At 42.8% G+C, this 12761-nt stretch carries 9 protein-coding genes; 6 read left to right on the forward strand and 3 right to left on the reverse strand.

Annotation, left to right across the window (positions count from 1 at the left end):
* Positions 1–66 precede the first annotated feature (66 nt).
* The 3 genes from S4054249_RS05405 (at position 67) to S4054249_RS05415 (ending at position 3845) form a co-directional block, all read left to right on the forward strand.
* Positions 67–1764: a carbon starvation CstA family protein gene (locus S4054249_RS05405; RefSeq protein WP_046356692.1), complete on the forward strand. Its 1698-nt coding sequence runs from the start codon at positions 67–69 to the stop codon at positions 1762–1764.
* Between the two features lie 64 nt (positions 1765–1828).
* The gene (locus S4054249_RS05410) at positions 1829–3361 is read left to right on the forward strand and encodes a M17 family metallopeptidase (protein ID WP_046356691.1); all 1533 of its coding nucleotides are present in this window, start codon (positions 1829–1831) and stop codon (positions 3359–3361) included.
* A gap of 88 nt (positions 3362–3449) precedes the next feature.
* Positions 3450–3845, forward strand: a complete 396-nt coding sequence (locus S4054249_RS05415; protein ID WP_046356690.1) for an HIT domain-containing protein — start codon at positions 3450–3452, stop codon at positions 3843–3845.
* Between the two features lie 12 nt (positions 3846–3857).
* On the opposite strand, the gene S4054249_RS05420 is transcribed toward S4054249_RS05415, so the two are convergent.
* A complete protein-coding gene (locus S4054249_RS05420; RefSeq protein ID WP_046356689.1) occupies positions 3858–5543 on the reverse strand; it encodes a dipeptidyl-peptidase 3 family protein in 1686 nt (561 codons plus the stop codon).
* Positions 5544–5762: 219 nt separating this feature from the next.
* Between S4054249_RS05420 and S4054249_RS05425 the strand changes: the two genes are divergently transcribed.
* Entirely contained in the window at positions 5763–6602 is an 840-nt protein-coding gene (locus tag S4054249_RS05425) for an HDOD domain-containing protein (RefSeq protein WP_039611633.1), read from the forward strand.
* Positions 6603–6654: 52 nt separating this feature from the next.
* On the opposite strand, the gene rdgC is transcribed toward S4054249_RS05425, so the two are convergent.
* Complete coding sequence (gene rdgC, locus S4054249_RS05430) at positions 6655–7563, reverse strand: recombination-associated protein RdgC (protein WP_046356688.1); 909 nt, start codon at positions 7561–7563, stop codon at positions 6655–6657.
* 150 nt (positions 7564–7713) lie between these two features.
* The gene (locus tag S4054249_RS05435) at positions 7714–9474 is read right to left on the reverse strand and encodes a sensor histidine kinase (RefSeq protein ID WP_046356687.1); all 1761 of its coding nucleotides are present in this window, start codon (positions 9472–9474) and stop codon (positions 7714–7716) included.
* A gap of 209 nt (positions 9475–9683) precedes the next feature.
* Here S4054249_RS05435 and S4054249_RS05440 point away from each other — a divergent pair, with 209 nt between their 5' ends.
* Both S4054249_RS05440 and thrA read left to right on the forward strand, forming a co-directional pair.
* Positions 9684–10049 (forward strand): response regulator, encoded by a 366-nt coding sequence (locus S4054249_RS05440; protein WP_046356686.1) that lies wholly within the window; start codon positions 9684–9686, stop codon positions 10047–10049.
* A 293-nt stretch (positions 10050–10342) separates the two neighbouring features.
* Entirely contained in the window at positions 10343–12760 is a 2418-nt protein-coding gene (gene thrA / locus S4054249_RS05445; RefSeq protein WP_046356685.1) for a bifunctional aspartate kinase/homoserine dehydrogenase I, read from the forward strand.
* Position 12761 lies beyond the last annotated feature (1 nt).

Genomic DNA, 12761 nt, shown 5'->3' on the forward strand with positions numbered 1-12761 from the left:
ATAACTGAAATTGCGATTTTCCGTGTTAAAGTGGTGTTAATACAACAATAACACAGAGGACAACCCATGCAATCTATCATGATAGTATTGTTTGGTATCTTGGGGATGCTATTTGGCTGGTTTGTGTACTCCAAGTTTATCGCAACGAAAATCTTTAAAATGGACGATAATTTCGTCACACCTGCACACGAATTTAACGACGGTGTTGATTATGTCCCCACGAATAAAGTGGTACTTTGGGGTCACCATTTTACATCTGTCGCGGGGGCAGCGCCGATTGTCGGCCCGGCCATTGCCGTATACTGGGGTTGGGTGCCTGCTGTTTTATGGGTAGTATTTGGTACCATCTTTTTTGCTGGTGTGCATGATATGGGTGCTCTGTGGGCCAGTGCTCGTCACAAAGGTAAGTCCATGGGGGCGCTGTCTGAATCCGTCATAGGTAAACGTACACGTTCACTGTTTATGATTGTGGTATTTTTGGTATTGCTGATGGTCAACGCCGTATTTGGTGTGGTGATCGCAAATTCATTTGTTGCTAATCCAAATGCTGTTTTCCCTGCTTGGGCTGCTATTGTCGTCGCACTTATCATCGGCCAACTGTTAAAGCGTAAAGTACCTTTGATCCCACTGTGTTTAGTCGGTGTGGTTGTACTTTATGCAACCATCTATGCGGGTAGTGGAATGCCGATTGCACTGCCAAGTGAAGTGTTTGGACTAACAGATAAAGCAAGTTGGATCTTGATTTTATTTGTCTATGCAGCGGTTGCATCTCTATTACCTGTATGGATGCTGCTACAGCCTCGTGATTTCATTAATGGAATGCAGTTACTCGTTGGTCTTGTCCTTTTATATGGCGCAGTATTTGTTGTTATGCCAGATATTACGGCGCCGGCTTTTAACACGCAAACAGCAATAGATACGCCAAGTATCATTCCACTCTTATTTGTCACGATTGCATGTGGTGCCGTTTCTGGTTTTCATGGCATTGTGTCTTCAGGCACAAGTTCAAAGCAACTAAACAAAGAAACTGATGGACGGTTTGTTGGGTATCTAGGGGCAATTGGCGAAGGATCTTTAGCACTCATTACGCTGGTGGCGGTCAGTGGTGTAATGTTAGCGGTTTCTCCAGAAGAATGGCATGAGATTTATAGTCATTTAGGTGCCGGCTCTGTGGGCGCGTTTATTCAAGGTGGGTCAAACTTGATAAGTACAGGGTGGGGTTTGTCTGCTGAGATAGCCTCGACACTTTTGGCAGTGATGGTGGTGCTTTTTGCAGGTACAACTATGGACTCTGGTGTGCGTTTACAGCGCTACATCATCCAAGAATGGGGCGATATTTATAAACTCCCAATCTTGAAAAATGGCATTATCGCTACTTTGGTCGCAGTCGGATGTTGTTTGTTGCTTGCCTTTGGTGCTGGTGGGGCATCTGGTAGCGGTGGGATGATCATCTGGCCTCTGTTTGGCTCAACCAATCAGATTTTAGCAAGTTTGACTTTGTTGGTGATTTCTGTGTATTTAATCAAGCTCGGAAGACCTGCAAAGTTTACCTTGATACCTATGATATTCGTCATTTTAATGGCCTTTTTTGCTGGTCTTATTAAGTTGGGTGAGTACTATGAAAAAGGAAATTGGCTATTGGTTGGTCTGGATATTGTGGTTTTGGTGGTGAGTGTCCTTGTCATGCTAGAAGCATGGAGTGTCGTCAGTAAACTCAAAAGTACAGCGGAAGCTGCTCCGGACAGTGAAGAATCGAGTAGCTAACTTGGCTCTTTGGTTTAAATAACCGATAATTGGCCCTTAAATTACAAGAATAAGGGCCATTTTTATGTCTTTTCCTCTCTCATTGCCAGCATCGAATTGGCAGCAAAGCGACGCGGACGCCGTAATCGTCATCACATCTGATGTAAGTAACCTAGGTGATCAGCAACTTAATGACATAGCCGCGCCGTATTTAGCTGTTGATGCGCGTTTGGCCACTCAAGCGAATGTTTTGTTAGCACCGCAGTTGCCAGGACAGCGTTTAATCATCGCGCCTACAGGCCCACTTAATCGTGACTATGATGATGTTCGCCGCTTTTTTTCTGCCGGCCAAGCAGGCATTGCGCAAGCAAAAGCGTCAGGTGCTGTAAAACCTGTGATTGTTTTAGCGGGTATACCAAGTGATACACGTTATCAAAATGCGCTACAAGTTGCTTTTTTGGGGGCTTGTCAGACACTTTGGCAACCGCTTGAAGCACGTGAATATCGTGGTGAGCAGATCGAACCAATTGAAAGCATTTTCCTCGTTGGTGCTGATGAGGCGACTTGCGCTCAGGTCAACGCAATTGCAGCCGGCCAGTATGCGGCGCGTGATTTATGTGGTACTGAGCCTGAGCGTATGGCGCCGCCTCGTTTTGCTGATTACTGTGTTTCCTTGTTTGAAAACACCTCAGTCAAAGTTGAGGTGATCTCAGATATTAATGCCATTGATAAAGACTACCCTATGCTTGGCACTGTGGCGCGTGCATCGTATGCCGTTGAGCGTCATCACCCACGCGTGGTTAAGATGGAATATGTGCCTGAAGGTGATATCGAGCGTACCTTGATGTTTGTTGGTAAAGGCCTTGTTTATGACACGGGTGGTGCAGACCTGAAAGTGGGCGGCTTTATGGCTGGAATGAGCCGTGACAAAGGTGGTGCAGCTTCAGTGGCGGGTTTCATGAAATCAGTCGCAGACTATCAGCCTAAAGGCGTTAAAGTGATCGCTTACTTAGCTGTAGTGCGAAATTCAATTGGTTCTGATTGTTTTGTACCAGATGAAATCATTGAGACTCGTGAAGGCGTTCGCGTGCGTATCGGTAATACCGACGCAGAAGGCCGATTAGCAATGGGTGATCTATTAAGTGAAATGAAAGACTTAGCTAAGTCTGAAATCAACCCTGAATTATTCACTGTCGCTACATTGACTGGTCACGCGGCACGTGCAATGGGTCCATACAGCGCGTTTGTAGAAAATGGTCCAGCAAGAGCCAATGCGGTTTCTCGTCAAATTGCAGATCAAGGCGACATTTGGGCTGATTGTGCGGAAGTATCGCGTAGTCGCCGTGAAGATTACGATTTTGTCCAGCCTCGCACACTGGCGGATGACGTGCTGTCTAGTAACAATGCACCATCAGCTGTGACTGCACGTGGTCACCAGTTCCCAATGGCGTTTTTAGCGATTGTGGGCGGCTTAGATAAGCATGGTTGTGATTCTGATCTACCTTTACCTTATGTACATATGGACATTGCAGGTAGTGGTGTTGAAGGTGGTGACTGGCAGCATGGTAAGCCAACAGCAGCAACTGTGAGCAGTTTATTTGCCCGTTATTGCTTGTAAGTCGTTTAGTGAGAGAGACAGGTACTCTAACTGAATAAAACTATGATAAAGCAGATACTCCGTATCTGCTTTTTATCGGAGTAGAAAAATGGCATTTGAACTAGCCCCAGAATTACAAAGAGATTGTATTGAATTGGCACAATGGCCCTTGAGTAAGGTGCTTTTGATGAATGACAGTCAGTACCCTTGGTTTATATTAGTCCCACAAGTAGATGGTGCGCGCGAGATCATTGATTTAACCGAACAGCAGCAACAGCAGTTTTGGCTGGAATCAAAGCAGTTAAGTGAATTACTGATAGGCGTATTTTCACCAGATAAGCTCAATGTTGCAGCGTTAGGTAATATGGTACCGCAGCTACATGTGCATCATATTGCGCGTTTTATATCTGATGTGGCGTGGCCTAAACCTGTGTGGGGGCTACACCCTACCGTGCCATACACGCACGAACAACTGGTAGAATTGAAAAAGGCGCTCGCACTGTAGCGCCTTTAAAAACTATAGGCCTAATATCGTTTTACCTTGTTTGAATGTGACATCGACAGGAATGTTTGCATTCGCAAGTTTATCTAAATCGGCTTGCAGGGCCGCTTTTATATCCCCATGTGTTGCTATGAGTTGGTCGACTTTGTGGTAATCGCCATCGCCTTGTAATGTTAGAATAAGGTTTGATAGCTTTTCCATTGCAGCACCCATTTTATCCATATTTACTTGATAAAGGCCTTGCTCGTTTTTAGAGAACGCCCCTTCTTGTTCAAAGAAATTAAACCGGATCATATTTGCTTTTCCGTGGGCACTTGATGCACCAAAACGCACTGAACGGAAAATCCCAGCCATAAAGGTGACATAATAGTCTTCTAATGTCCCTTCTGTGATTTCACCTTTTTTCAAGAGCTGTTCAACCATATATAATCCGAGGATATCGGCTTTGCCTTCTTCTATCGCACTAGCATGCTCTTGCAAAGATTGGCGCACGGTGCCTTTTCCTGTGATGGTATTTTTGATGCCTAGGCCATGGGCGACTTCGTGAAACATGGTATTGGCAAAAAATGCGTTAAAGGTAATGTGTTTACGTTGTTCTGGTACAATTAACTCGTCTGCGATAGGGACTAAAATTTTGTCGAACTTTGCGCGCATGGCATTTTTAAGTTGGAGTCGACGCGTACCTTTTTCTAACTGAACCTGTTCATCATTAGGTAGGTTAATGGCTATCGTTTTGCTGCCTGCATTTGAGTGCCCAGCGTAGTAAACCACATCGTATGCATTGAGGTCTGCATCAGAGCCTGGGACTTCTTGTTTGTATTGCTGTGCAACAGGTAGGCCTGTTTGAAGCTCCGGTAAGAATGCTGCGAATTTAGTAAGGCGTTCACTCCAAGCCAAATCCTTAATTAAAACATAGGACTCAAATGCGCTACGATAACCAAATAATTGATCTTCGTATGTTTCAATAGGGCCAATAACGACATCAATGGGGTTATTCTTCATATCCATCCATGCAAAATCAGAAGGCTGGTAACTATTGTTTAATAAGGCATCTGCGCGCAAGTTTAAGTAGTGAGCAAATTGCTTATCAACTGCCAGTGAACTTGCATCTCTGAGAAGTTGCGCAGCTTGTTCGAGCTCTGCTCTAAACTCAGTCGCGTAGGGCACAGCGTATAATTGTCCTTGTTCATCTCGTTTCACCATAGAGTAGAGGCCTTGCTTATCTTTAAACTCTGACTGGTTTAGCTCATCTTTGGTGATGTCATGTGGATAAAATTGCGCACCAGGTGCTTTTTCAGAAAATCCGCTAAGGAAGACTTTGTCGCCATTTAAGCGATCCCAAGGCCCATAGTTTATGTTGGCAAATTGACGCACTTGTTCATCTTGTATCCCAGCGAGAAAGGTGTCTTTGTTTTGACCGAATGCTTGTTTCCAAAATAAATCATCCATTATTTTCGATGCATCAATCAGCAAGGAGATCATCTTTTTTTGGTTGTCATTAAGGTGACTCAAGTCACTTGTTAAGGTAACAGGGGTATAGATATTGAGTCGTTGCTTATCAATATGCTGTAGTGTATATGTGACTGGTGCTTGCGTTTCTGCTTGATTGGTTTTTGGTGCGTCTGATGCTTGTTGAGAGCATGCACTTACTAGCAGACCTGAAGTGACGAGCATTGCACTGGACAGTTTAGAAAGTTTCATCATTTACCCTTGAGATTTTAGTTATTATGATTGTGAGGCATCTATGATGCTCAAAAAATATTAATTGAGCAAACGGTTCAAACAAAGTATTTGTTTGCGTGTAATTACTCAGAATAATTTTTATACTTTTCTTAACTTTATCGAGAAGTTAGACAATACTTAAAGCAGTAAAAATTATAAGGCCATAGTTAAGTGGCGAATTTAAAGGACTTTGACCATATGTCTACAGAAAACGCATTACTTACGATTCTTGTCGATAAAATCAATAATGACACACTTGTATTACCTACGCTCCCTGAGGTCGCAGTTCGAGTCCGTCAAGCAGCTGACGATCCTGAAGTCAACTTGTTACAAATGGCGGATGTCATTTCACACGATCCTGCTTTAGCCGCGCGCATGATTAAAGTCGCGAACAGTGGGTTTATGGGACGTTCGATTAAAGTAAATACGCTGAACCAAGCGGTGACGCGGATTGGCTTACGGCAAATAAAAAATATCGCGACAGCGATGGCGATGGAGCAGTTGTTCGTTTCAAACAATAAGCTAATTAAAACCTATATGGACAAAGCGTGGCAGAAAACTTTAAAGGTTGCGTGTCAGGCTATCTCTACGATGGAGTTTTATCTTCGTTTAAACAAACATACCTCTTTGAATAAAGATACTATTACACTTGCTTCTTTGGTCTTTAACATCGGCGTGTTGCCGATTTTAACAGAAGCTGAAAAACACCCGGAAGTATTTGCCAATCCAAGCTTCTTAGCACATGCAATACAGAAGTTAGCTGGACGTATTGGTGGTGCGATTATGCGCGAATGGGGCTTTACAGATGACTTTGTTGAGGTTGCAGAGAGTTGGGCTAACCCTAATTATAAGCCAGAGCACGTTTGCTACGTTGATTTTATTCGAGCGGGTGCCATTGTTGAGGGTATTTTACAAGTGTCAGATAAGGCGGCTGCGCTGGGAGTTTACGAGGAAAAAGGTGTACTTCGCTCTATAGACATGTTTACTGATGATGCCTATTTAGACTTACTGACAGATGTGAAATCGATGTTTGCTTAAGAAATGATGAATAGTAAAAAAGGGCCATTTGACAATAGGCCCTTTTTTCTTTTTATAGGTCGTCTTTGTCGCCTAATTCTCTGGTGAGGTCTTCTAGAAGCTCTTTGACTTCTTCAGAGACAAGGATAAAGTCTGCATCTAGTTTTATTGCTAGATCTTCTTTTGGAATATCTGCGTTTTGCTCTTTTAATGCATCGTTGTAGCTGACGCGCTTGATTGAACCATCATTTTGTAATAAAAACTGAACACGTTCTTTCCAGTCAAGCGCCAGTTTTGTAACGCGTTTACCATTTTCCAAATGCAGCTTTATTTCATCACTGGCAAGGTCATGCTGCTTTAACTTGACTTGAGCGCCTTCATCAGTAGCATCTTGTAGCTCTGCATCATTACCAATTGCAAACCCTTCAGGTGCCTCAAATTTAGTTAACCAATCAGTTAAAAATACGTCCAAGTCATAATTTGCAAACGCCGGAACGATAGGCAGTGTACCTAGAGATTTACGTAGTAAAGCCATCATTTCTTCAGCTTTGTTAAAGCTTGCGCTATTCACAATCACCCAACCACTTTCTTGGTCAATAAATGCAAATTGTAAACTGGATTTTTTAAACGCCTGAGGAAGTAAGGTCGCCAGAATATTTTCTTTTAACTCATCTTTTTCTTTCTTCTTAACTGGGCGGTTTTCTTCGCGCTCAATAAGCTCTACCTTTTCAGCAACCATATCATTGATAACCGCTGCAGGAAGGACTTTTTCTTCACGCTTCGCACACAATAAAATACTGTTTTGAGAGAAGTGAGAAAGAGTTTGGCCGTGCTTCCCTAATGCGTTTACCCAACCAAAGGTGCTCATATCTTGGCTACCACAAGCGCGAAATATGTCTTGCTCGAGTGCCTTTTCAAAGTCTTCTTGTGTGTACGAAACATCTTGTTTAAAACGGTAACAGATTAGGTTGCTGAACCACATATATTCAAATATCCAAGTGAAAAATCGAATTGCATCATAACAAACCTACTGTGGGTCGGGCAAAGCTAAAATGGGTAAGATTGGTACTTTATAGCACTTATGCGATGAGACGTGAGCAGAGAAGCTTGTTCACGTCTAAAACAGAAGTCATTAGCTAAACATTGCTTGCTGCGCTTTCATCTCTTTGGGGAAACGAATATGGTATGTTAAACCTTGCCCTTCTTCTGAGCTCACTTCGATATCACCGTTGAGTGTTTGCTTTACAAGATTAAAGGTAATATGTGTGCCTAAACCACTGCCACCTTGGTCTCGTTTAGTTGTAAAGAACGGGTCAAAAAGCTTTTCTAACTGAGCCGCTGATACCCCTTTACCATTGTCTTTATATACAATCCTAACATCGTCATTATCGTCTGTGATTTGAATATTTATGGTGCCTTTATTTATCCCCTCAAAACCATGGATCAGTGAGTTCATAATGAGGTTTGTAAAGATCTGGCTAATTGCCCCTGCCGGCAAGTTCAGTGTGAGGTCCGCCGGGCAATCAATATTGACTTCATGAGCTGTCTTTTTTAATTTTGGATGCAGTGAACGCAGCACTTCCTCTAAATATTGTTGGAAGTTAATCGTCCTTACCGCTTCACTTGCTTGGTCGACGGCAATTTGCTTAAAGCTTGCCACCAGCTCAGATGCTCTTGCTAAGTTATTGGTCAACAGGCTGGCGCTTTGCTTTGCTTCATGCATAAATTCTTCAAGTGCTTTTGGTGATAGGGTTTTTTCTTTGTAAGCCGCCTCTAATTGATCTAAACGTTCTTGTAAAAAAGATGTGGCTGTAACACCTATTCCAACAGGGGTATTGATATCATGTGTTATACCGGCTACCAGACCACCTAACGCTGCCATTTTTTCAGAGCCAACCAAGCGCTCTTGTGCCATGTTAAGTTCTTCAACATACTTCTCTAGCTCATTTTGCTTCGTTAACAGCTCTTCTTCTGTTTGACGCCTCAAATCGATTTCTTCTGTCAACGTGAGTTTTTGCTTTTCAAGTTCATATTTTTGTTGTTGCAGATCCATCATAGCTTGACTGAGGTTTGAGGTTTTCCGAGCAACTTCTTGCTCGAGTTGAATATTATGCTGATCTAATTTTTCATTACTTATAATGAGCTCTTTTTGAGTCTGATCTAGCTGTTTGCGATACTCAGCTACTTTATCAATTAATTTGTTGAACGCTTCTTCCATTACTTTAAGTTCGTTGCGCTCGGTAGTATCGATGTCTATTTTATGACCGTCTATGTTATCAACTTCGAAATCTTCAATTTGCTCGGTTAAGTCGGTTAAGGGCTCGGTAAGGAGCTTTCTAAATGCAAGTAAAAACAAAATAATCAAGAATGTCGTCTTGACCATGGCATTCCCTATCAAAAAGTAGATAGAGATCATAATGCGGCTAAACACCACTTCTCGGCTAGAAAATAGCGTGACATCACCCACTTGTGTGGCCCGGCCTGAAAACTCGAAAATCAAAGGAAAAGTATATCCAAATAGCCCAGATGGCGTATCTTCAATTAAGGCTTCGTCTTGCACAAGTTGTTGGCTGTAGAGTTCATGAATGTTGAGCGAACGGCCAAGTTGAGAAATTATTTCACCACTGTCGTCTCGTACAATGATCCCTTCTATCATCGGGATCGCGAGTAAGCCTTCTGCTGTTGTAACCGTTTGTTTGGTGTTTAATTCCCAAATCGCGCGTGTCAGACTTCGGCTAAATGTTTTTTGTAACATAGTCAGTTCGTTACGGATATAGTCTTTGGTATTGACATACTCAGCGACAACTTGTCCACAAGTGACAACGAACGTTAGTAGAAAGTAAACTGACAGAACGTTTGTAAGTAGTTTTTTCGACAGACTTTTCTGTAGCATGGAGTGTTCTTAGCTCCTGACGACCATGTTATAGCACGCATATTAAACTTAAAGTTAGCCAATAAATGGCTAAAAATAAATGTTTATCTTGCTATCTTTACAACATATAAGTGAATATAAAAAACTTACTGGATGTTGATTATTGTGTTATAAGATTAGGACAACAATAACGTTTATTTGTTACTAGAACAATAAAGATTTACCTTCTTATGAGCTATTCCGTGTTAGTGTGCGACGATTCTACTGTCGCACGTAAACAAGTTGTGCGTTGCTTGAGCTCCAACCTAGATGTTGAGATTAGTCAGGCTAAAAACGGCCAAGAAGCTGTTGAAATATTGCAAAATTCGCAAATTGACTTGTTGTGTTTAGACCTTACCATGCCTATTTTGGACGGCATAGGCGTGCTTGAAGCGATTAAGGCAAATAAAATAGAAACCTATGTGGTGGTTATTTCTGCGGATATTCAAGATCAAATGAAAGTGAGAGTAGCGCAGCTTGGTGCATTGAAATTTCTTGAAAAGCCTGTCAAGTCTGAACAATTGCTCTCTCTACTCAGTGAATACGGTATCCGTTAGATAAGCTTTGCACTTCTCTGTATGTATCTTGAACATTTTGCATATTTAATTTTTACTTATCGTCTTGACAGTTTGACTGTAAATCGGGCAATCTAAATCACGTAGACAATTTATAAGCAAATTTTATTTAGGTTAACGTACAAACCATGAACCCAATTACATGTAACGCGACGATTATTATTACGACCACCATCCTTACTGGATAGTGGCATAGGTCCGTGCATATTTAAAAAAGGCCTGTGCTCACCGAGAGCACAGGCCTTTTTTGGTTTAGGAATGAGGAAAAAGTAATTATGCGAGTTTTAAAGTTTGGAGGCTCATCTCTTGCTGACATGGCATGTTTGGAGCGAGTTCGGTCTCTCATTCTCAATTATGGCAGTGAGAAAGCAGTTGTTGTGTTATCAGCCCCAGGTGGTATGACAGACAGCTTGGTGTCATTGGCAGAGCATGCACAAGCAGGTGAAGACTTTACCCAGCAATGGGATGCCTTTGCGTCTCGCAGTGCGGCGCTTAAGCATGAAGTTGAGGCTCAATATGGTGACGTAATTAACTGGCCGTCATTGAGCTTGCTTCGTGATAAATTAGACGGCGTTAAGCTGTTAAAGCAATGCCCCGCATCGGTGAATGCGTTCGTCATTAGCTTTGGCGAAAGGATCAGTGTGTCCTTGATGGTCACTATGTTAAAAGTGTGTGGTGCGAAAGGGTTAGATGCAACAGAGTGTATTAAAACGCGTTCCGAGTATTTAGACTCTGAGGTAGAACTGGAAAGCACGCGAAACGCTGTTAATAAACAAATAGATATTGCGGAAGCTGGCATTTATATCATGGCAGGCTTTACTGGGAGCAATGCATCAGGTGAATTAACCACACTAGGTCGCAATGGATCTGATTATTCTGCTGCGGTGATAGCAGCAAGCCTCAATGCGGATATCTGCCAAATATGGACAGATGTTGACGGTGTGTACAGTGCAGATCCAAGGCTAATCAAGAAAGCAACAAAGGTTGATCGCTTATCTTATAAAGAAGCGATGGAGCTCGCTTACTTTGGTGCGAAAGTGTTACATCCAAAAACTATTTTGCCGTGTGCGAAAGCGAATGTACCGTGTGAAATTAAAAATACGCATGATCCAGATGTACCTGGTTCATTGATTTCTTCTCAGGGAACGGGAGACGCACCTGTTAAAGCTTTATCTAGTTTAGACGACCTTGCTATGCTGACAGTTTCAGGTCCAGGCATGAAGGGTAAAGTAGGTATGGCAGCGAGGGTGTTTGGGGCGCTGGCCAATGATAATGTCTCAATCGTACTCATTACTCAGTCATCCTGTGAATTTAGTATAAGCTTCTGTGTCTATGAACAGGATCTATCACTCGCATTGAATGCGTTAGAAGCCGCTTTTGAATTGGAAACTCAGGCTGGGTTGATTGAACCAGTAGAAGTAAGAAAAGAGCTCGCCATTGTAACTTTGGTAGGCGACAACATGAAATCGCACAAAGGCCTTGCCGCTAAATTCTTTGCTTCACTGTCACAGGCGCAGGTCAATGTTGTTGCAATCGCGCAAGACTCAACCGAAAGTGCAATTTCTGCGGTGATATCTGGAGACCTATGTAAAGATGCGATGAAGGTATGTCATGAGAACTTTTTCACTCATGTACCATCCATAGACGTCTTTTTACTCGGCTGTGGTTTAGTCGGCAAAGAGCTGATTAAGCAGTTAGAAAAGCAGCAGGCGTGGCTTGCAAACCGCAACATAAAACTTAACTTATATGGTGTTGCTAATTCGCGCCAATGCGTCTTAAGTAAAGATGGCGTGGTATTTGACCAATGGGAAAGTGCGCTTTCGCAATCAAGTACGGCATTTTCTCTCAATCAACTTGAGCAATTTGTAAAGCGTAACCATCTCATCAACCCGGTCATTGTAGATTGCAGCTCATCTGAGCAATTGGCAGACCAGTATGCAGACTTCTTGAAGGCAGGTTTTCATGTTGTTGCGGCTAATAAAAAAGCCAACACTGGTAATATGGCTTATTATCGTGCATTACAGCAGGCTGCTCAGTCATCAGGGCGTAAGTTCTTGTATGAAACAAACGTGGGCGCGGGTTTACCTGTATTAGATAATTTGCAGTTGTTATTCGGGGCTGGAGATGAGTTATTGTCTTTCAGCGGTATTTTGTCTGGCTCTTTATCGTACATGTTTGGCGCGATAGAGGATGGACTGAGTCTGTCTGAAGCGACGACTCAAGCGAAGCAAAATGGGTTTACTGAGCCGGACCCAAGAGATGATTTATCTGGTACCGATGTCGCTAGGAAACTACTGATCATTGCTCGTGAGGCTGGATTGGCACTGGAGTTGAGTGATATTCAAGTTGAGCCTGTGGTACCGGAGCAGTTTGCAGCAGGTACTTCCGTAGAAGACTTTATGACGCAATTGCCTGAGTTAGATGCGGCCTTTGCGGATCGCGTTCAAAGTGCTGCCAGTGAAGGAAAAAAATTACGGTATGTCGGCAGCATTAAAGACGGAGTATGCCGTGTGGGGATCGAGGCGGTCGATGCTGAACATGCGCTATATGATATTCGTGATGGGGAAAATGCCTTGGCTATTTTAAGTCAATATTATCAGCCGAAACCTTTTGTGATTCGGGGCTATGGTGCAGGTGCTGAGGTGACTGCGGCAGGTGTGTTTGCTGATATTTTGAAAACACTATCTCGTTAGA

Source organism: Pseudoalteromonas luteoviolacea, from assembly GCF_001750165.1.
Lineage (GTDB): Bacteria > Pseudomonadota > Gammaproteobacteria > Enterobacterales > Alteromonadaceae > Pseudoalteromonas > Pseudoalteromonas luteoviolacea_G.